The organism is Nocardioides silvaticus (genome assembly GCF_003160695.1).
In the GTDB taxonomy this organism is placed as follows: domain Bacteria; phylum Actinomycetota; class Actinomycetes; order Propionibacteriales; family Nocardioidaceae; genus Nocardioides; species Nocardioides silvaticus.
The window spans coordinates 329,242-347,961 of the sequence record NZ_QGDD01000004.1; the positions used below are offsets into that span (position 1 = coordinate 329,242).

At 72.1% G+C, this 18,720-nt stretch carries 21 protein-coding genes; 9 read left to right on the forward strand and 12 right to left on the reverse strand.

All coding sequences use genetic code 11. The annotated features are described in order from the left end of the window. Positions 1-10: 10 nt before the first annotated feature. A complete protein-coding gene (locus tag DJ010_RS11475; protein WP_109693791.1) occupies positions 11-757 on the reverse strand; it encodes an SDR family oxidoreductase in 747 nt (248 codons plus the stop codon). A 59-nt stretch (positions 758-816) separates the two neighbouring features. On the opposite strand from DJ010_RS11475, the gene DJ010_RS11480 reads away from it, so the two are divergent. From DJ010_RS11480 to DJ010_RS11490, 3 genes are read left to right on the forward strand one after another with little or no spacing between them, the layout of a single operon-like run. Continuing rightward, positions 817-2,322, forward strand: coding sequence for an FAD-dependent oxidoreductase (locus DJ010_RS11480; protein WP_109693792.1), 1,506 nt, complete (start codon positions 817-819; stop codon positions 2,320-2,322). 28 nt (positions 2,323-2,350) lie between these two features. Next, positions 2,351-3,532 carry a zinc-dependent alcohol dehydrogenase gene (locus tag DJ010_RS11485; RefSeq protein ID WP_109693915.1) on the forward strand — a complete coding sequence of 394 codons (1,182 nt, stop codon included), beginning with the start codon at positions 2,351-2,353 and terminating at the stop codon, positions 3,530-3,532. Beyond that, a complete protein-coding gene (locus DJ010_RS11490; RefSeq protein WP_109693793.1) occupies positions 3,529-5,106 on the forward strand; it encodes a phytoene desaturase family protein in 1,578 nt (525 codons plus the stop codon). Before DJ010_RS11485 ends, DJ010_RS11490 begins: the two co-directional genes overlap by 4 nt. Here DJ010_RS11490 and DJ010_RS11495 read toward each other — a convergent pair. Both DJ010_RS11495 and DJ010_RS11500 read right to left on the reverse strand, forming a co-directional pair. Then, the gene (locus tag DJ010_RS11495) at positions 5,103-5,543 is read right to left on the reverse strand and encodes an SRPBCC family protein (protein WP_109693794.1); all 441 of its coding nucleotides are present in this window, start codon (positions 5,541-5,543) and stop codon (positions 5,103-5,105) included. The genes DJ010_RS11490 and DJ010_RS11495 overlap by 4 nt on opposite strands. After that, positions 5,543-6,427, reverse strand: a complete 885-nt coding sequence (locus DJ010_RS11500; protein WP_245927448.1) for an SDR family NAD(P)-dependent oxidoreductase — start codon at positions 6,425-6,427, stop codon at positions 5,543-5,545. The genes DJ010_RS11495 and DJ010_RS11500 overlap by 1 nt, the downstream gene beginning before the upstream one ends. Before the next feature lie 139 nt (positions 6,428-6,566). On the opposite strand from DJ010_RS11500, the gene DJ010_RS11505 reads away from it, so the two are divergent. From DJ010_RS11505 to DJ010_RS11515, 3 genes are read left to right on the forward strand one after another with little or no spacing between them, the layout of a single operon-like run. Further along, positions 6,567-7,178: a flavodoxin family protein gene (locus DJ010_RS11505; RefSeq protein ID WP_211318754.1), complete on the forward strand. Its 612-nt coding sequence runs from the start codon at positions 6,567-6,569 to the stop codon at positions 7,176-7,178. A 22-nt stretch (positions 7,179-7,200) separates the two neighbouring features. Next, entirely contained in the window at positions 7,201-8,010 is an 810-nt protein-coding gene (nadE, locus tag DJ010_RS11510) for an NAD(+) synthase (RefSeq protein ID WP_109693796.1), read from the forward strand. A gap of 3 nt (positions 8,011-8,013) precedes the next feature. Continuing rightward, the gene (locus DJ010_RS11515; protein ID WP_109693797.1) at positions 8,014-8,481 is read left to right on the forward strand and encodes a CinA family protein; all 468 of its coding nucleotides are present in this window, start codon (positions 8,014-8,016) and stop codon (positions 8,479-8,481) included. Between the two features lie 25 nt (positions 8,482-8,506). On the opposite strand, the gene DJ010_RS11520 is transcribed toward DJ010_RS11515, so the two are convergent. The 8 genes from DJ010_RS11520 to DJ010_RS11555 form a co-directional block, all read right to left on the reverse strand. Then, positions 8,507-9,784, reverse strand: a complete 1,278-nt coding sequence (locus DJ010_RS11520) for an RNA polymerase sigma factor (protein ID WP_109693798.1) — start codon at positions 9,782-9,784, stop codon at positions 8,507-8,509. Positions 9,785-9,838: 54 nt separating this feature from the next. Then, positions 9,839-10,216: a YciI family protein gene (locus DJ010_RS11525; RefSeq protein ID WP_109693799.1), complete on the reverse strand. Its 378-nt coding sequence runs from the start codon at positions 10,214-10,216 to the stop codon at positions 9,839-9,841. A 101-nt stretch (positions 10,217-10,317) separates the two neighbouring features. Beyond that, complete coding sequence (locus DJ010_RS11530) at positions 10,318-11,745, reverse strand: phytoene desaturase family protein (protein ID WP_109693800.1); 1,428 nt, start codon at positions 11,743-11,745, stop codon at positions 10,318-10,320. A gap of 5 nt (positions 11,746-11,750) precedes the next feature. Beyond that, on the reverse strand, positions 11,751-12,266 hold the full coding sequence (locus DJ010_RS11535) for a VOC family protein (RefSeq protein WP_109693801.1): 516 nt from the start codon (positions 12,264-12,266) through the stop codon (positions 11,751-11,753). A gap of 5 nt (positions 12,267-12,271) precedes the next feature. Beyond that, positions 12,272-13,162, reverse strand: coding sequence for a Gfo/Idh/MocA family protein (locus DJ010_RS11540; RefSeq protein WP_109693802.1), 891 nt, complete (start codon positions 13,160-13,162; stop codon positions 12,272-12,274). Between the two features lie 38 nt (positions 13,163-13,200). Beyond that, a complete protein-coding gene (locus DJ010_RS11545; RefSeq protein WP_109693803.1) occupies positions 13,201-13,686 on the reverse strand; it encodes a hypothetical protein in 486 nt (161 codons plus the stop codon). Between the two features lie 10 nt (positions 13,687-13,696). Next, entirely contained in the window at positions 13,697-14,275 is a 579-nt protein-coding gene (locus tag DJ010_RS11550; RefSeq protein ID WP_109693804.1) for a DUF6529 family protein, read from the reverse strand. A 71-nt stretch (positions 14,276-14,346) separates the two neighbouring features. After that, entirely contained in the window at positions 14,347-14,850 is a 504-nt protein-coding gene (locus DJ010_RS11555; protein WP_109693805.1) for a VOC family protein, read from the reverse strand. Between the two features lie 126 nt (positions 14,851-14,976). Here DJ010_RS11555 and DJ010_RS11560 point away from each other — a divergent pair, with 126 nt between their 5' ends. Continuing rightward, on the forward strand, positions 14,977-15,918 hold the full coding sequence (locus DJ010_RS11560) for a carboxypeptidase-like regulatory domain-containing protein (RefSeq protein WP_109693806.1): 942 nt from the start codon (positions 14,977-14,979) through the stop codon (positions 15,916-15,918). Positions 15,919-15,964: 46 nt separating this feature from the next. Further along, positions 15,965-16,657 (forward strand): hypothetical protein, encoded by a 693-nt coding sequence (locus DJ010_RS11565; RefSeq protein ID WP_211318755.1) that lies wholly within the window; start codon positions 15,965-15,967, stop codon positions 16,655-16,657. 58 nt (positions 16,658-16,715) lie between these two features. Here the strand turns inward: DJ010_RS11565 and DJ010_RS11570 are convergent, their stop codons facing one another. After that, positions 16,716-17,174 carry a DUF4383 domain-containing protein gene (locus DJ010_RS11570; RefSeq protein WP_109693807.1) on the reverse strand — a complete coding sequence of 153 codons (459 nt, stop codon included), beginning with the start codon at positions 17,172-17,174 and terminating at the stop codon, positions 16,716-16,718. A gap of 173 nt (positions 17,175-17,347) precedes the next feature. Here DJ010_RS11570 and DJ010_RS11575 point away from each other — a divergent pair, with 173 nt between their 5' ends. Next, positions 17,348-18,706 carry a helix-turn-helix domain-containing protein gene (locus DJ010_RS11575; RefSeq protein WP_158283004.1) on the forward strand — a complete coding sequence of 453 codons (1,359 nt, stop codon included), beginning with the start codon at positions 17,348-17,350 and terminating at the stop codon, positions 18,704-18,706. Positions 18,707-18,720 lie beyond the last annotated feature (14 nt).

An 18,720-nucleotide genomic window follows, 5' to 3' on the forward strand; every position in this document is an offset into this window, starting at 1 on the left:
AAGGCGTCAGTCACCTACCGCCGGCGACCCGCAGCGTCGTCCCGGTGACGTACGACGCCTCGCCGCTCATCAACCACGCGATCGCGTCGGCTACCTCGTCGGGCTCGCCGACCCGCCCGAGCGGGACGAGCGGGCCGACCCGGTCCCTCCGGTCCGGCTCGCCGGCGTCGGCGTGGATCGTGGTGTTGACGATGCCGGGGGCGACGCCGACGACGCGGATGCCGTCGCCGGCGACCTCCTGCGCGAGCCCGGTCGTGAGGGCGTCGACACCGGCCTTGGCGGCGGCGTACTGCACGTACTCGCCCGGCGCACCGAGGGTCGCGGCCCCGGAGCTGACGTTGACCAGCACGCCGCCCGATCCGCCATAGGACCGACCCATCGCCCGGACGGCTGCTCGGGCCACCCAGACCGCCGCCGTGAGGTTGAGGTCGATCGTCCGCTGGACGACCTCGACCGGGGTCTCAGCGAGCGGGGCGATGTGCAGGGTGGCTCCGGCGTTGTTCACGACGCCGGTGAGCTGACCGACGTCGGCGGCCGCGGCGAACAGCTCGTCCACCCCGGCAGGACTCGTCAGGTCACAAGGGACGACTCGACAGGCGACGCCCAACGACTCGACGGAGGTGCGGGTGGCCTCGGCCGACGCGGTGTCCTGGTGGTAGCCCAGGACGAGGTCGTGGCCGTCGGCGGCGAGGCGGAGAGCGGTGGCCCGGCCGATGCCGCGGGTGCCACCGGTCACGAGCGTCAGGGCGCGTTCCATGCGCCCAATCTAGGGAACGTCACCCGTTCAGCGGCGCCCCGTTCGGGTACCCCCGACCCATGCCCTCCTTCTGGTACGACGACCCTGCCGCCCACGTGCCCCGGATCGACCCGGTGCCCGAACGCGCTGACGTCGTGGTGGTCGGCGCGGGCATCACCGGCCTGACCACCGCCCTCCTGCTGTCCCGGGCGGGCAAGCACGTCGTGGTGCTCGAGGCGCGCAGCGTGGGCGCCGGCACCACCGGGCACACGACCGGCAAGCTGTCGCTGCTCCAGGGCACCAAGCTCTCCCAGATGCTGCGCCACCAGTCCGAGCACGTCGCCCGCGCGTATGTCGAGGGCAACCTCGAGGGTCGCGACTGGCTCGCGCGCCTCTGCGAGGACCACGGCCGGCCCCTCGAGGTGCGGGACGCGGTGACGTTCGCGCTGAAGCCGCAGGAGCGCAGCACGGTCGAGGAGGAGCACCGCGCCTGCCAGCGGCTCGGCCTGCCCACCACCTTCGTCGACGACCCGGACCTCGGCGTGCCCAACCACGGGGCGGTCGTGCTCAAGGACCAGTACCAGCTCGACCCCGCCCCCGTGCTCGACCTGCTCCTCGACGAGTTCAGCCGCCACGGCGGCCTGCTGCGCGAGGGCAGCCGGGTCATCTCGGTCTCCGCCCTCGGCGGACCCACCGTCAAGACCGACGACGGCGTGACGATCAGCTGCGACGACGTCGTCATCGCGACCGGGACCCCGACCCTGGACCGCGGCCTCTACTTCGCCAAGGTCGAGCCGCAGCGCTCCTACGTGCTGATGTACCGCGGCACCGAGACCCCGGGTTCGATGCTGCTCTCGGCCGGCTCACCGTCGTTCTCCGTGCGCGACGTCACCGGCCCGGCGGGCGAGCGGCTGCTGATGGTCGGCGGCAACGGCCACGTCGTGGGTCGCGCCGCCTCCGAGCACGGGCACCTCGACGGCCTCCGCGCCTGGGCCGAGGAGCACTTCCCCGGCGGCACCGAGACCCACGCCTGGTCGGCACAGGACTACAGCTCCCACGACGGCCTGCCGTACATCGGCCGCCTGCCCCGCGGGCTCGGCCACATCTACGTCGCGACCGGCTACGACAAGTGGGGCCTGACCAACGGCACTGCGGCCGGCCTCCGGCTCGCCGGCGAGCTGCTGGGCGAGGCGCCCTCGTGGGCCACGCCGATCAGCCGCCGCATCACCCGGCCGCGCGGCGCGATGTCGCTCGTCTCGACCAACCTCAAGGTCGGCCTGGCCCTGGCCAAGGGCATCACTCTGGCCGAGCTCCAGTCCGTCGACGACACCCCGGCCGAGGGGCAGGGCTCGGTCGGGCGCGCCGGCGTGAACCCGCTGCCGGTCGGCACCTCGACCGTCGACGGCACCACCTGCAGCGTCGTCGGCATCTGCACCCACCTCGGCGGCGTGCTGGAGTGGAACGACGCCGAGCGCACCTGGGACTGCCCGCTGCACGGGTCCCGGTTCTCCCCTGAGGGCGAGGTCATCGAGGGCCCGGCGACCAAGCCGCTCAAGCGGGTCGGGCGCAAGGTCCCCACCGGGTAGGCCGGTGTGCGTCGGGTACTACCCCGCCATGCGAGCAGTCACCTGGCAAGGAGTCCGAGACATCCGGGTCGAGGAAGTGCCCGATCCCACCATCAAGGAGCCGACCGACGCGATCATCCGCGTCACCACGACGGGGCTGTGCGGGTCGGACCTCCACCTCTACGAGCCACTCGCGCCGTTCATGACGCCCGGCGACATCGTCGGCCACGAGCCGATGGGGATCGTCGAGGAGATCGGGTCGGAGGTCACCGCACTGAAGCCCGGCGATCGCGTGGTCGTGCCGTTCAACATCAGCTGCGGCGAGTGCTGGACCTGCAGCCGCGGCCTCCACAGCCAGTGCGAGACGACCCAGAACCACGAGTACGACACCGGCGCCAGCCTGCTCGGCTACAGCAAGCTGTACGGCCAGCAGCCGGGCGGCCAGGCGGAGTACCTGCGCGTGCAGTTCGCCAACTTCCTCCCGATCAAGGTGCCGGACGGCCCGCCCGACGACCGCTTCGTCTACCTGTCCGACGTGCTGCCCACGGCCTACCAGGCGGTGCGCTACGCCGACGTCCCCGACGACGGGACGCTCCTCGTCATGGGCGCCGGCCCGATCGGCGACATGGCGGCCCGGATCGCCATGCACGAGGGCCGGCGGGTCATCGTCGCCGACCGGGTGCCCGAACGGCTGACCCGCGTCGGCGCCCGCGGCGCCGACACCATCGACATCGACGCCGTCGACGACTTCGCGACCGAGGTGCGCGACCGCACCGGCGGCCGTGGCGCCGACTCGGTGATCGACGCGGTCGGCATGGAAGCCCACGGAAGCCCGGTGTCCGAGAAGATCATCAAGGCTGTCGGCCTGATGCCCGACGCCATCGCGGAGAAGATGATGTTGAAGATCGGCATCGACCGCCTGGCGGCACTGACCGGCGGCATCGAAGCCGTACGACGCGGCGGCACCGTCTCGATCTCGGGTGTCTACGGCGGACAGACCAGCCCGCTCCCGCTGATGCGGATGTTCGACAAGCAGCTGCAGATCCGCATGGGTCAGGCCAACGTGCGCCGCTGGTCCGACGAGATCCTGCCGTTGGTGACCGACGACAGCGACCCCCTCGGCACCGAGGACTTCGCGACCCATCGGCTCCCGTTGGAGGAGGCTCCCTCGGCGTACGCGAAGTTCCGCGCCAAGGAGGACGGCATGGTGAAGGTAGTCTTCACGCCGTGACCTCCGCTGACGCCGTCGTCGTCGGAGGAGGGCCGAACGGGCTGGTCGCGGCCAACGCCCTCGCCGACGCCGGGTGGTCGGTCGTGCTGGTCGAGGCCAACGAGACGCTCGGCGGGGCGGTGCGGACGGCGGAGGTGACCGCCCCCGGGTTCCGCAACGACCTGTTCAGCGCGTTCTACCCGCTGGCGGCGGCCTCGCCGGTCATCCAGGGACTCGACCTGCACCAGCACGGACTGGCGTGGACCCAGGCCCCGACGGTCCTGACCCACGTCTTCCCCGACGATCGCAGTGCCTCCCTCGAGCGCCGCGCGGTGGACACCGCCGCGGCACTCGAGGAGGAGGCGCCGGGCGACGGCGCCGCCTGGCTCGCGATGGTCGAGGAGTGGAGCCGGATCCGCGACCCGCTGCTCGACGCCCTCTTCACCCCGATCCCCCCGGTGCGCTCGACCGTCTCGCTCCTGCGCCGGCTCGGCACCAAGGGCGCCTTCGACTTCGCCCGGATGGCGGTGCTGCCCGTACGTCGGCTCGGCGAGGAGCTCTTCGACGGCGACGGCGCTCCCGCGCTGCTGACCGGCAACGCGATGCACTCCGACGTCGGCCCGGACGCCGCCGGCAGCGGCGTGTTCGGCTGGCTGCTGTGCATGCTCGGCCAGGACGTCGGGTTCCCGGTGCCGGTCGGCGGCGCGCAGCGGCTCGCCGACGCCCTGGCCGCACGGTTCCGGTCGATCGGCGGCGAGATCCGCACCGGCGCCCGCGTCGTCGGCATCGACGTCCGCGGCGGCCGCGCCGCCGGCGTACGGCTCGCCGACGGCCGGCAGGTGAGCGCCCGACGGGCGGTGCTCGCCGACGTCGACGCGCCTGCCCTCTTCAACGAGCTCGTCGGCCGCCACCACCTGCCGACCCGGTTCACCGATGCCCTCGACCGGTTCCACTGGGACAACCCGACCCTCAAGCTCAACTGGGCGCTCTCCGGGCCGGTCCCCTGGACCGCGAAGGACGCCCAGCGCGCTGGCACCGTCCACCTCGGCGTCGACCTCGACGGCTTCGTCCACCACGCCGCCGACCTGTCCACCGGCCGGCTGCCGCACAGCCCGTTCGTGCTCTTCGGTCAGATGACCACCGCCGACGCGTCCCGCTCCCCCGCCGGCACCGAGAGCGCGTGGGCCTACACCCACCTCTCCCGCGAGGTCGCCGACGACCCGGACGCGGTGACGACGCTCGTCGACCGGGTCCGGACGCTGCTGGAGGACCGGGCTCCGGGATTCTCCGACCTCGTCCTCGCCGAGCACGTGCAACGGCCCGACGACCTCGAGGCCGCCGACAGCAATCTGGTCGGCGGCGCCATCAACGCCGGCACCTCCAACCTGCACCAGCAGCTGATCTTCCGGCCGGCGACTGGGATGGGCCGACCGGAGACCCCGATCGAGGGGCTCTACCTGGCCGGCGCCTCAGCCCACCCGGGCGGCGGCGTCCACGGCGCGTGCGGCTGGAACGCCGCCCGGTCCGCGCTCGGCGCCTCCGGCGCGATCCGGCGCCGCCTGATGCGGACGACCTGGGGTCGGCTCGTCTACTAGCGGTTCTCGGCCAGCAGCGCGAGCCGGCGCAGGGCCTCGCGGTTGCGCGGCGCGATCGTGAGCTGGCGCAGCGGCTTCGGCACCAGCATGCCCGGTCCCTCGATGGCGTCCTCGCGGATGTGCACGCGCGAGGCGGAGCCGATGCTCTCGATCTCGACGACGACCTCGGCCGCGCCGGCCGGCCACCCGCGCGCCTTCAGCCGGATCATCCGGCCCGGGTCGAGCTCGAGCACCTCGGTGCTGTCGTCGAGCAGCAGGGGCCAGTTGCCCACCGAGTGGTGCAGCTGGGCGCCGACCGCCGGCCAGTGGTCGTCGACGTCGCGCATCCGCGCGGCCCCGACCACCCACAGCGGGTAGAGCCAGCCGTCCGAGAGCACCTTCCAGACCGCCTCTGCCGAGGCGTCGACGTCGCGGCTGATCGTGATCGTCTCCCCCATCATCGGCCGCTCTGCGCGGGCTCGGCCAGCGGCTCGAAGAGGTTGCCGGTGTGCTCCGGCGCCGGGGTGTCGTCGAGCGCGAACCGCTTCATCAGCGGCGCGGCGATCAGGTCGTAGACCGCCGGCAGCGCCCGGAAGCCGAAGGACATGAAGTGGTTGAGCGCGCCGACCGACCGCTGCTTGCGCGAGGAGTCGAGCATGGCCACGGTCGCCCGCGCCACCTTCTTCACGTCGTCGACCGGCGGCGGCGGCTTCCCCTGGACGCCCAGGTAGGTCGCAGCCTTGTCGTAGATGCTCGTGTCCACCCCGCCCGGGCCGACGAGGCTGATCCGGTGGCCCTGGTAGCCCTGCTCGGCCTGCAGGCTGCGCGCCAGGCCGTGCACGGCCCACTTGCTGGAGACGTACGGCGACAGGAACGGCGCGCTGATGCGCCCGACGATCGAGCCGACGAGGACCAGGTTGCCGCGAAGGCCGAGACCGTCGAAGTGCCGGATCGCTGCGCGGGCGACGTTCGCCGTACCCGCGACGTTGATGCTCTGCACCCGGTCGAAGACGTCGGACGAGATCTCCTCGAACCGGCCGTAGGCCGCGACCCCGGCCGCGTGCACGACGCTGTCGATCGGGCCGATCTCCTCGGCCGCCCGCTGGAACGCGGCGTCGATGGCGTCGGTGTCCGACACGTCCGCCGGTACCACGACCGTGCGCGGGCTCCCCGCGAGGAAGCACTCCTTCTCGACCTCCTCCAGCTCAGCCCGCCGGCGGGCCAGCAGCGCGACGGAGTCGCCGCGCCGCGCGAGCTGGAGCGCCACCTCCCGCCCGATGCCGCTGGAAGCGCCGGTGACCAGCACGGTCCGGCCGGTGTCGGAGTGGCTGCGCGAACTCACGTCGTCTCCTCGGGAGTCGATCGATCTGGGGTGGCGGAGGCTCCGAACGAAGCGGAACGTGGGGCTACTACCCGATCCGGCGGCGTCCACCCGCCTCCTGCCGCTGCATGGAGCCGGGAGGTGCGGGTACCAGCGCACAGTGAGCGATTCACCGACCGCCCTGGTCCTGTCCTGCACCCTCAAGAGGTCTCCTGACGAGTCGAGCTCGGTCCTCATCGGGCAGGAGTTCCTCGACGCGCTGGGCACTCACGGGGTGACCGGGGAGCTGGTGCGCGTGGTCGACCACGACGTCCGCTTCGGCGTGACCACCGACGAGGGGGATGGCGACGAGTGGCCGACGATCCGGGAGAAGGTGCTGGCGGCCGACATCCTCGTCATCGCCACCCCGATCTGGATGGGCCAGCCGTCGTCGGTCTGCAAGATGGTGATGGAGCGGCTCGACGCCGAGCTCAGCGAGACCGACGACGAGGGTCGGATGTCGACCTACAACAAGGTCGCCGCCGTTGCTGTCGTCGGCAACGAGGACGGCGCGCACCACACGACCGCGGAGGTGCTGCAGGGCCTCAACGACGTCGGCTTCAGCGTCGCGGCCAACGGCTCGACGTACTGGGTGGGCGAGGCCATGCAGGGCACCGACTACCAGGACCTCGAGCAGAAGCCCGAGAAGACCACCAGCACCACCACGACCGCGGCGGCCAACACCGCCCATCTCGCCCGGCTGCTGCGCAGCCAGGGCTACCCGCCCGCCTGACCCGCCGGACCGGAGAGCCACCATGACCATCGACCTCGACCTCCCCGTCAGCCAGCCCGCCATCCGCGCTGCGCTCGGCGTGCCCGACCTGTTCGTCGCGGCCACCGAGAAGGAGCGCCGGATCGCCTTCCTCGCCGACTACCTGGCCTCGAGCGGGGCGAGCGGCTACGTGCTCGGCATCAGCGGCGGCCTCGACTCCACCGTCGCGGGCCGGCTCGCGAGCATCGCCTGCCAGCGCGCCGGCGCGACCTTCACCGCCATGCGCCTCCCTTACGGCGTCCAGAAGGACCAGGCCGACGTCGACGACGCGATCGCGTTCATCGAGCCGACCGCGACGGTCACCGTCGACATCAAGCCCGCCGTCGACGCGATCCACGAGGCCACCACCGACCCCGACGTGCCGCCGAAGACCGCGGACTTCGTGAAGGGCAACATCAAGGCCCGCCAGCGGATGGTCGCGCAGTACGCCGTCGCCGGCCGGCTCGGCGCCCTCGTCGTCGGCACCGACCAGGCTGCCGAGGCGGTGATGGGCTTCTTCACCAAGTACGGCGACGGCGCGTTCGACGTCGCCCCCCTGCTCGGCCTCACCAAGTCCCGGGTGCGCGACATCGGGCGGCAGCTCGGGGCGCCGGCGCACCTGGTGGAGAAGGTGCCGACCGCCGACCTCGAGGACCTGCGTCCGGGCCTCCCCGACGAGGACGCCTACGGGGTGACCTACGAGGAGATCGACGCCTACCTCGTCGGCGAGAAGGTCAGCAGCCGCGCCCAGCAGGTCATCGAGGACGCCTACCGCCGTACTGCCCACAAACGCCAACTCCCCCCAGGACCCTGAGCCATGCACAAGAACAAGTCCGTCGAGGTCATCGCCGACCGCGCCAACAATGACTCCCTGATCGTCGCCTGCGCCGAGTCGCTGACCGCCGGCGCCATCGCCTCCGAGCTCGCCAAGGGCGAGAACGCCTCGGAGTGGTTCGCCGGCGGCGTCGCCTCCTACATGAGCGAGACCAAGTTCAAGGTCCTCGGTGTCACCCCGGGGCCGGTCATCACCGAGTCCTGCGCTCGGGAGATGGTCGAGGGGGTCTGCCGGCTGATGGCGGCCGACGTCGCCGTCGCAGTCACCGGCGTCGGCGGCCCCGACGAGGAGGAGGGCGAGCCCTCCGGCACCGTCTACATCGCCACCCACGTCGAGGGCCGCACCGAGGTCACCCGGCACCAGTTCGAGGGCGACCCGCCCGAGGTGCTGGAGCAGACCACCCAGGTCGCGCTCGAGCGGCTGGCGGCGCGGTACGAGACCGAGACCTGAGCCGGCACCACGAGGGGAAGCTCGTCTAGGAGCCCGCCCGCTCCGACTCCTCGGCCCGTCCGATCAGCAGTGCCTGCTCGCTCTCGTTGCGGGTGAGGGTCGCCGCCTCGCGGAACACTGCAGCCGCCTCGTCGTGCCGGCCCGCCCGGGCCAGCAGGTCGCCCCGCACGCTGGGCAGCAGGTGCGAGCCTGCGAGGGCGCCGTCGGGGAGGGCGTCCAGCACCGCCAGGCCGGCGGCCGGGTCGGATGCGCGGCCGTGGGCGACCGCGCGGTTGACCTCGACGACGGGGCCGGGAGCGGCCTCGGCCAGCACGTCGTACAGCTGCGCGATCGTGCGCCAGTCGGTCTCCTCGGCAGTGGCGGCTCGCGCGTGGCACGAGGCGATGGCCGCCTGGAGGTAGTAGCGGCCGACCGGGTTGCCCTTCGCGGCCAGCCGCTGCGCCCGCTCGAGTGCCGCGAGACCGCGGCGGACCAGGAGCTCGTCCCAGAGGCTGCGGTCCTGGTCGTCGAGGAGGACCGGCCGTCCGTCGGTGTCGAGGCGAGCGGTGCCGCGGGACGCCTGCAGCTCCAGCAGCGCCTGGAGGCCGTGCACCTCCGGCTCGTCCGGCATCAGGTCGGCCAGCATTCGCGCCAGCCGGATCGCCTCGTTCGTGAGCTCGGGCCGCATCCAGTCGTCCCCTGCGGTGGCGGTGTAGCCCTCGTTGAAGATCAGGTAGATCACGGCCATCACGTCGTCGAGCCGGGCCGCCCGCTCCTCGCCCACCGGCAGCTCGAACTCCGCGCGCGCCTCGCTGAGCGTCTTCTTCGCCCGCGAGATCCGTTGACCCATCGTCGTCTCGGCGGCGAGGAAGCCGCGGGCGATCTCGGTCGTGGTCAGGCCTCCGACGAGGCGCAGCGTCAGCGCCGCACGGGACTCCGCGGTCAGCTGCGGGTGGCAGGACAGGAAGATCAGCCGGAGGACGTCGTCCTCGATGAAGTCGACCTGGCTGGAGAGGTCGGGCATGCCGTCCTCCTCACTCAGGCCGTGGCCGAGCTCCTCGGTCTTGCGACGCAGGTTGTCGGCGCGTCGGAAGGTGTCGACGGCTCGGCGCTTCGCGGTGGTCATCAGCCAGGCCGCGGGGTTGGCAGGTACGCCGTGGGTGGGCCACTGCTCGAGCGCGCTCACGAGCGCCTCCTGGGCCATGTCCTCGGCAAGGTCGAGGTCCCCGGTCATCCGGGTCAGGGCGCCGACCAGTCGAGCGGACTCCTCCCGCCAGGTGGCGGTGATCGCTTCGGCGGTCGTCGGCGCCGCGGGTCCAGCCATGCGGCCAGCCTAGGAGCGAGCTCCGACCGGCCGCAGGCTGGATTCGCGCCACCCTCAGGCGGAGGCCGCCTCCGGCGCCTCGTCGGACACCTGTCGGAGCGTCGCGACCATCTCGCACTCAGGCCAGTACTTCGCGTGCAGCTCGGCGAACTCCTGCTGCCCGGCGATGGCCTCCTCGAGGGTGTCGTACTGCAGCAGCGCCCAGCCGCCGACGACCTCCTTGGCCTCGGCGTAGGGCCCGTCGACGCGGGTCGTCTCGCCCTTGCGGACCACGAAGTTCACGGCGTCCTCGGTGCCGAAGAGACCACCACCGTCGAGGAAGTGGCCGGCCTGGGCCTGCTCGCCGATGTACTTGTCCATCGCGTCGAACAGCGCCTGCGGCGGCATCCCGCCACCCTCGACCATCCGCACGAATCCCATGAAACGCGGCATCTCTCGCTCCTCATCATCCGGGCCCACCGCTGCTCGGCGGCCGCTTCACCCACACGTCGAACGGCATCCTGCTCCTTCGACATCGGCCTCGGAAGTTTTTCTCAGAGCCTGCGCAGCGCGGCCTCGGCGGCGTGGAAGCCGCCCATGCCGTGCACGCCACCGCCCGGCGGAGTCGCCGAGGAGCAGAGGTAGACGCCGGGGATCCCCAGCGCGTACGGGTTCAGCGCCACCCGCGGCCGGAACGCGATCTGGCGGGGGCTGTTGGCACCGGCGCTGATGTCGCCGCCGACGTAGTTGGCGTTGTCCGCCTCCAGCTCCGCCGGTCCGCGTGTCGCGACCGCCACGACCCGGTCGCGCACCCCCGGCGCGAACCGCTCGATCTGCCCGAGCACCGCCTCGGTCGCGTCACCGTCGAAGCCGTGCGGCACGTGCGCGTAGGCGTAGACCGGGTTGATCCCGTCCCGCGACCGGGTCGGGTCGCAGAGGTACTGCTGGCCGAGGAGGACGAACGGGCGCTCCGCGAGCCGGCCGCGGACGGTGCCTTTCTCGTTGGCCGCGATCTCGGCGGCCGACCCGCCGAGGTGGAGGGTGCCGGCCCGCCGGCACTCCTCGTTGGTCCAGGGGATGTCGCCCTCGACCGCGAGGTCGACCTTGAACGCGGCCGGACCGTAGGTGAATCCGCGGAGGCCACGCTGCACGCGTCGCGGCAGCGCGGCTCCCAGGATGTCCAGGGCGCCTGCGGGGGCCGTGGCCAGGACGACCACCTCGGGCCTGGTGCCGCCGGCCAGCTCCCGGACCTCGTCGAGCGAGGTGACCGACGTGTTGGTGACGACGCGACCGCCGTGAGCCGCGAGCTCGGCGAGCAGCGCGCGGGTGATGCTCTCGGTGCCCCCGACCGCCACGGGCCAGCCGACCGCGTGGGCGGCCGCGGTGAGCAGCATCGCCACCGAGCTGCTCAGCGGCGTGTCCAGCCGGTTGAACGTGTGGGCGGCCACCCCCATGAACAGTGCCTTCGCCGGCTCGTCCGCGAACCGTCGTACGGTCTGGGTCGCCGGCCTGAGCGCCTTGAGGCCGAAGGCCGCGAGCACCAAGGGGTGACGCGGCCCGTGCAGGACCGGCTGGAAGACCTCGTCGACGAGAGCGTCGAAGTTGCGGGTCGCGCTCGCGAACAGGCGCTGCCACCGGGCGGCGTCGGGGCCGAGGGAGTGCTCGGTGTGCGCGGCGTCGCGGCTCGCCAGGCCGGCCCGGCCGTCGTCCAGCGGGTGGGCGAGGTCGATCTCCGGCCACGCCCACCGCAGTCCGTGCCGCTCCAGGCCGAGCGAGGCGAAGTACGGCGAGGCCACCCCCGTCGGGTGGAAGGCGGCGCACTCGTCGTGCAGGAGTCCGGGCACCGTGGTCTCGGCGGTGCGTGCTCCGCCGCCCGGTCGCTCGTTGGCCTCGACCACGGTCACGTCGAGGCCGGCCTGGGCGAGGCGGATCGCGGCGGCGAGCCCGTTCGGCCCGCTGCCGACGACGACGGCAGAGGTCATCCGGGCTACAGCACCTTGGCGCCGTACATCTCGCCGAGCGGGTCGGCGATCAGCTCGACCCGGGCGCCGTCCGGGTCGCTGAAGTACACGGAGACCTCACTGTGGACCACGTGCTCCACGCCTGCCTCGGCGAGCCGCGAGACGATCTCCTCCCACCGCTCGGGAGCGACCGAGATGGCGATGTGGTGCAGCCCGCCGAGCACCTCGGCGTAGGGGCCGACGTCGAGGCCCGGGAAGTCGAAGAACGCAAGCAGGTTGCCGTTGCCGATGTCGAAGAAGAAGTGGGTGGAGCCCGGGTAGTCCCGGTTCTCGATGACCTCGGTCAGCGGGAAGCCCAGCAGGTCCTGGTAGAAGCGCACGGTCTGCTCCACGTCGCTGCTGATCAGCGCGGTGTGGTGGACACCGCGGGCCGTCGACGGCGGCCGCTCCCCCGGCGGTCTGAGGTGCTCGCCGCGGATCCGTTCACGCTCCGCCTCGAAGGCTGCGAGCTGCTCGGGGGTGTTGGCAGGGCTCTCGCTCATGGTGCTCAGTCTTCCTTCCGGGCGCCGAGCTGGGCCGCGGCCTCGGCCAGCAGCTCGACGACATGGGTGCCGAGGGCGAGGTCCGCCGGGTGCGGCCGTCCGTCGGTGACGGCCGTGACCAGCTCGGCCGCTGCGACCTGGAACGCCTCGAGGTTCGCGTTGTTCGGTCGGGGCGGCATCGGGAGCACACCCGCCTCGCCCCACACCCCGGCGTCGAAACCGGTGGCGGGCAGCGGCGCGTACGCCGTGAGGGTGACCGTGCTCGTTGCGCCGGACTCGTGGGTGAAGGTGAGGACGACGAGGTCCCGCTCGCCGCCGACGGCGCGCACCCTCGTGACCGGGCCGAGGGCCGCGGTGAGCGTCGAGATGGCGTGCGGGCCGATGTCCCACAGTGCGCCCTTCTCGTGGCGCCACGGCGACGCGCCGAACGGGTTGTCCGGGTCCTCGAGCGCGCTGAACCACCGCAGCCAGCCGCCGCGCCAGCCGCCGGTCGCCTGCACCTCGTCGAACCATGCCCGGGACGGTGCGATGAACCGGTCGGTGAAGAACACCACCGACGAGACCCCGGCGCGGTCAGCCGCGTCGCGCACCGCACGAGCGTCCTCGACCGACGTCGCGACCGGCTTCTCCAGCAGCAGGTGGCAACCGTCGGCCGCTGCCCGCACCGCCAGGTCCGCCTGGACCTCCGGCGGCACCGCGAACGCGACCGCCTCGACGTCGGCGAACAGCGCCGCGGCGTCGTCGTACGCCGTGGTGCCCAGGTCGGCCGCGAGCGCCGTGCAGTGCTCGGCGGAACGTCCCCACACGCCGACGAGCTCCACCTCGGGTGCCGCCGCGAGCCCCGGCCCGTGCACCATCGACGCCCAGGGGCCGGTCCCGATCAGTCCGAATCGCACGGGGACACTCTGCCTCAACCGACGGCTCTGAAGACGGCTCAACCGGCGGTGTTGCTGAGCATCGTCACGGTCATCACGACCTCGCCGTCGCTGCAGGTGACCGTGCGGACCGGCATGCCCGGCAGGCTGGTGGCGAACCAGAACACCTTCTCGAGCGTGCCCTCCGTCACCGCGTAGCGCAGGCAGTCGAGCTCGCCCATCGGCGTGTCGATGCGCTCCTCCTCGACCGCGGTCCGCTCGTCGGGGAAGGACGCGTGCGCCTGCAGCTCACGCCAGGTCACGCGCTCCGACTTCGGCTCGCCAGTCGGGGTGCCGTCCAGGGTGACCTGGGTGCGCTCGAGGGTCGCGCCTTCCTCGTCGACGTCGAGGTAGCGGTTCTGCCGGAACAGCGGCTCCTCCCCGGCGATCTCGATCCGCACCCGGATCGCCTTCCCTCCCCGACTGCCTTCCCGGATCTCCTCGGCGGTGAAGGGGGTGGGTGCCGTGCCCGGCGCCAGCACGCGCGGGTCGGCCTCGTCGGTCACCGGGAACCGATCATCGGCTGGGCCAGCCCTTCTCGTCGAGGTACCAGCCGGCAGAGGTCAGCACGACCACGATCAGCAGCGCGAACAGCAGGCCGCCGGCCACCGGCAGGAACCACCCGGGCGCGCGCCGACTCCGAACGGCCACGACCTTGACGACGACGGCACCGAACACCCCGCAGGCGACGACCTCGTGGACGATCGCGCGCGGCGGCACGTCGTACCCGTGCACCGTGCCGGTCTGGAACCCGAAGGCCCAGATGCAGTGGTAGCCGACGAACACCGACAGCACCAGGGCGGCGGTGCCGGAGGCTCGGTGGGCCTTGCCCAACCAGGCGGGCGCCCTGATCCCCAGCTTCCCGTAGATCCACAGCGCGCCGACGACCTGACCGATCGCGAGCACGCCGATCACGACCGACAGCACGACCTTCATGTCGCGCACGTCGGCGAAACCGAGCGTCGTCGTGCCGTCGAGGGTCGCGTCGTGGAACCGGCTGAAGACACCGAGCGCCACCGCGACCACGGCGCCGGCCGCGAAGGCGGTCAGCGGCACGCCCAGGCTCTTGTGCGGGGAGGTCGCGGTGTCGGCCACGGCAACAGGATGCTCCGGTCGCCGGGTCGTTGGGAATGGCCCGGACGGGCCGGAATCCCGGACGTCGCGCCTCAGCCGTTGCCCGAGCTCCCCTTGATGCCGGCGAAGAACGCGCGGATGTCGTCGGTGAGTTCGACGAGCTCGACGTACGGCGCTCCCCAGCGCGCGCCGTCGACGTACGCGAACGACATCAGGCCCCCGCCCATCGTCCCCCGCATGACCACCTCGATGCCGGCCTGCTCGGCCCGCGCGACCGCCGCCGCGAGGTCGTCGGTCTCGAAGCAGACGTGGTGCAGTCCGCCACTGGGGGTGCCGCTGAGGAACTCGGTGTAGATCGACCGCCCGGTCACCGGCTGGATCAGCTCGAGCTGGAGATCGCCGGCGTAGCCGAGCGAGACGTGGGCGGTGAAGTCCGCAGGCTCACCGCGGTAGGTGGCATCCTCGGGACCGAACCGGACGTCGGGCATCCGGGTCCAGGCGCCCGTGCCGAGCTGCTCGCGGTGGAACTCCTCGGCGGCCTCGATGTCGTCGACGACCCAGCAGACCTGGGCGATCGGACCGGTCGCGATCGTCATGCAAGACCTCTTATCAGATGTGAGCCGCGCCGGTTGCGGTTCGGTGCTCCCGGGCGTCACGGCGCCTAGACTTGCCGGTGCGTGACCGGAGGGAGATCGGGTCACGCGCTCCAGGGGGACCACCGTATGCGCTCCACGCTCCGAACCATCCTGTGCGCAGTCGTCGCCGTCGTCGGCCTCGGCGCACTGCCCCCTGCGGCGACCGGCGCGGACACCGACACCTCGACCGGCGGCACCCTGGCCGGCACCGTGCTCGATGCCAGCGGCACACCCTTCGACTCCGCCGAGGTGCTGCTCACCCAGGACTGCGGTGAGGCGTTCTGCGGCAGCTACCACGCCGTCGACGCCACGGGCCAGTATGCGATCACCGACCTCGTGCCCGGCGCGGACTACTGCGCCCGCTTCTACAACGGCGCCAACGAGCAGACCTTCTGCTTCACCGCCACCGCCGACGTCCTCGTCCACGACGTCACCTTGGCTCGCGCCGCTCCACCGGCGACCATCAGCGGGACGGTCACCGACGTCGGCGGCAGTCCCGTCGCCGGCGCGCACGTGTGGTTCAGCGGGTCCTACGACGCAGAGACCGACGACGCCGGCCACTACGAGATCTCCTTGCCTCCCGGAGAGCATGCCGTCGAGGTCTGGCTGACCACCGCGCGGCCGATGGTGCCCGCCGGCGTCGTGGTCGTCCCGCCGGGCGTCACCGAGACCTTCGACATCCGGCTGCCCGCCGAGAACCGGGTGCCCGACGGTGCCATTACCTGGGCCCGCGGACGCCACGGCCGGCTGGTCGTCGGCGGCCGGGCCGCCGACGACTCCGGCGTGCTCAAGATCCGGGTGGCCGTGCTCGACCGCGCGACCGGCAAGTGGCTGCGGGCGAACGGGCGGTGGGGTGGGTACACGAAGCTGCGCGCGCACGTCGCCCGGTCCAAGGCGCCCACCACGACGTGGCGGTTCAGCCGTAAGCTGCCGCGCGGCAGCTACGGCGTCTCGCTGGTCGTCATCGACGACCAGCGCGTGCGGAACCCCGTGCCCCGGCCGTGGCGGCCGGTGCGGGTGCGCCGCTGACCCGGCTGACGGCGTTGGCAGCGGTCGGTGCGGGTACTGCCGGAGCGTGACCGCCCACCCGCACGTGCCCTCGCTCCCCGGGCTCGTCTCCGACGGCGCCTCCGCCGTCGGCGGCGCGCTGGCCGGGATCACCCGTCAGCTGACCCGGCTGCGCCGGTCGGCGAAACCGCTGCACCCCGCCGGGAGCGTGGTGGTCGGTCGGCTGGTCCGGACCGGCGACTCGGACAGCGGGGTCCGGTGGCTCGACGAACCCGGCGAGGATGAGGTGATCGTCCGGATCTCGCGGGCGATCGGCCTGCCCGGAGCGGTCCCCGACATCTACGGCCTCGCACTGCGGGTCCCGACCACCGAGGGACGTGCCGACGTCCTGTTGGCCACGACCGGCCTCGGGAAGGTGACCCGCTTCGTGCTGACGGCGGGGAGGCAGGTCACCGCCCGGCCCCTCACCACCCTCGTGCCCTACCGCAGCCCGCGCGGCCCGCTGCTCCTCGCAGCCAAGCCGCTCGGGTCCGGACCGGACGGCAGCGCCGGGCTCCGGTTCGAGCTGCAGTGGTCGGTCGGCCTCGGCCCGTGGGCGACCTTCGCCGTCCTGGACGTGCCCAGCACCTCCGGGCCGGACTCCGCGATCTCCTTCGACGCGGTCGAGAACCCGCCCCCGGGCCTGGAGAACTACCGGTGGGTCCGGCGGCTCCGCGAGCCGGCCTACGCCACTGCGCGCAAGACCAGCGGACGAGACTGAGCCCCGGCAGCGCATCAGCGCCACCGGGGCTCGGTCCGAGCGGGTAGGTGGTCCGCCGTCAGACGGCGCGACCCACGTTGCGGTGCTCCGACCGGTTGCCGAGGAGCAGGCCGAGAGCGATCATCCCGATCCCGAGCACCAGGTGCAGCCAGTTGTCGGCGGCGTTCAGCGGCACGAAGTTGGCGTCGTCGTGGCGGTCGACGACGAGGCCGTAGACCGTGAGCACCAGGTAGATGATGCCCCCGCCGATCAGGTAGGCGCGGGCGCCGTCGAACGACTTGGCCAGCACGAAGCCGACGATGCCGAAGGCCAGGTGGACGAGGTTGTGGAGGACGGAGACGGCGAAGATGCCGAGCAGCTCGGCCCCGGAGTGGTGACCGATGAACTCCATCTGGTCATAGTTCGTCGTGATCCCGGGGATGAAGCCCAGGACGCCGACGAGGGCGAAGGTGGCCGCCACAGCGAGCGCGGCCTTCTGGAGGAGGGTCGACGATGCGACCTGGGTGTCGTGTGCCATAAAGAGGTGGTACCCGGCCCTCCCGGTCCGAGTCGGGGTCGGCCTCGACCGGCGGCACCCAAGCGCTGTGACGGAAGATGACCGCTCGTCCATCGGGACAAATTTTCGGTTCAGATACGCCGCCCGGGAATCTCTTTGACCGTTTTCGCCCAGATTGCGTCACAATGAGTCACATGCATCCCAGCAACGCAGAGCTCCTGCACTCGGTCGACCTCAAGACCCTGGGGTCCCGGGTCCGGGCCGCCCGGGTTGCGAAGGGCTGGACGCAGACCGAGCTGGCCGGTGAGGAGATCTCCGTCGGCTACGTCTCCCGCATCGAGAGCGGGTCCCGACGGCCCAACCTGGCCGTGTTGACCAGTCTTGCCTCCCGTCTCGGCACCCCGATCGAGCAACTGCTTCAGGGCGTCACGGCGAACCAGTATGACGAGATTCGCCTCGGGCTCGACTACGCCGAGCTGGCGCTGGAAACCGGCGAGGCGGTCGACGCGGAGCGCCAGGCGCAGAAGTTCCTCTCGCTCGCGCTCCAAGCCTCGCTGACCGACCTGACCCACCGTGGCCGCTACCTCTACGCCCGCGCCCTCGAGGTCAACGGCGACCTGGACGGCGCGATCAGTCAACACGAGCAGCTGGTCGCCGAGGCCCCCGGCCCGTTGCTGATCGCCGCTGGCATCGCCTTGGTCCGCTGCTACAAGGAGACCGGTGACCTCGCCCTCGCGATCGAGGTGGGCGAGCGGCTCGAGGCCCGCATCCAAGAGGCCGGGCTCGGCCAGTGCGACGAGGCTGTCGTCTTCGCCGTCAACGTTGCCGGCGCCTACATCCTCCGGGGTGACCTCCACAAAGCGTCGCGGATCTGCGCGGATGCGGTCGAACGAGCAGACGAGCTGTCCTCGGCGCGTGCCCGCGCCGGGGCGTACTGGAATGCCAGTCTCGTGCATGCCCAGCGTGGCGACGTCGCGACCGCCGCGCCGATGGCCTCGCGCGCTCTCGCCCTGCTGACCGAGGGCAACGACGCCCGCAACTTGGCTCGCCTCCGCACTCAGCTCGGCGAGCTCCAGCTCCAGCTCGATCCCCCGTTGGTCGAGGAGGCGAAGCAGAACCTCGAGCGCGCGCGCGAGGAGATGACTGCGTCCAGCGCGAGCGAGGTCGACCTCGCCATCACAGACGTGCGGATCGCACAGGCGCACCTGCTGTCCGGGGACCCGGAAGTCGCGTTGGACCTCGCACGCGTCGCGCAGGAGTCCGCCGGCGAGCGGGCCGCGATCGCCAAGGCTGAGTCCTTGGTCGTGCAGGGCCAATCGCTTGCGGCCATGGGCCGGCAGGACGAAGCGCACGCCGCCTACATCCACGCCATGCACGTGATGACGGCCGCAGGCGCAGACAGACCCGTGGCGCAGCTGTGGTTCGAGCTTGCCGACCTGCTCGAGGAGGCAGGCGATCTCGACGGCGCGCGCGAGGCCTATCGCAACGCCGCTGCAACGACTGGTCTTACCTCACGCCGGGTGAGGGCGCGGCAGATACCAGCTGGGTTGTAGCTGGGTTGTAGCTG

Excerpts from the sequence above, each read along its gene's own strand:
- DJ010_RS11485 (WP_109693915.1), top strand. The coding sequence starts at position 2,351 with ATGCGAGCAGTCACCTGGCAAGGAGTCCGAGACATCCGGGTCGAGGAA.
- DJ010_RS11530 (WP_109693800.1), bottom strand. The coding sequence starts at position 11,745 with ATGACCTCTGCCGTCGTCGTCGGCAGCGGGCCGAACGGGCTCGCCGCC.
- DJ010_RS11525 (WP_109693799.1), bottom strand. The coding sequence starts at position 10,216 with ATGCCGCGTTTCATGGGATTCGTGCGGATGGTCGAGGGTGGCGGGATG.
- nadE (WP_109693796.1), top strand. The coding sequence starts at position 7,201 with ATGACCATCGACCTCGACCTCCCCGTCAGCCAGCCCGCCATCCGCGCT.
- DJ010_RS11480 (WP_109693792.1), top strand. The coding sequence starts at position 817 with ATGCCCTCCTTCTGGTACGACGACCCTGCCGCCCACGTGCCCCGGATC.
- DJ010_RS11555 (WP_109693805.1), bottom strand. The coding sequence starts at position 14,850 with ATGACGATCGCGACCGGTCCGATCGCCCAGGTCTGCTGGGTCGTCGAC.
- DJ010_RS11535 (WP_109693801.1), bottom strand. The coding sequence starts at position 12,266 with ATGAGCGAGAGCCCTGCCAACACCCCCGAGCAGCTCGCAGCCTTCGAG.
- DJ010_RS11475 (WP_109693791.1), bottom strand. The coding sequence starts at position 757 with ATGGAACGCGCCCTGACGCTCGTGACCGGTGGCACCCGCGGCATCGGC.
- DJ010_RS11560 (WP_109693806.1), top strand. The coding sequence starts at position 14,977 with ATGCGCTCCACGCTCCGAACCATCCTGTGCGCAGTCGTCGCCGTCGTC.
- DJ010_RS11575 (WP_158283004.1), top strand. The coding sequence starts at position 17,348 with ATGCATCCCAGCAACGCAGAGCTCCTGCACTCGGTCGACCTCAAGACC.
- DJ010_RS11520 (WP_109693798.1), bottom strand. The coding sequence starts at position 9,784 with ATGGCTGGACCCGCGGCGCCGACGACCGCCGAAGCGATCACCGCCACC.
- DJ010_RS11495 (WP_109693794.1), bottom strand. The coding sequence starts at position 5,543 with ATGGGGGAGACGATCACGATCAGCCGCGACGTCGACGCCTCGGCAGAG.
- DJ010_RS11570 (WP_109693807.1), bottom strand. The coding sequence starts at position 17,174 with ATGGCACACGACACCCAGGTCGCATCGTCGACCCTCCTCCAGAAGGCC.
- DJ010_RS11515 (WP_109693797.1), top strand. The coding sequence starts at position 8,014 with ATGCACAAGAACAAGTCCGTCGAGGTCATCGCCGACCGCGCCAACAAT.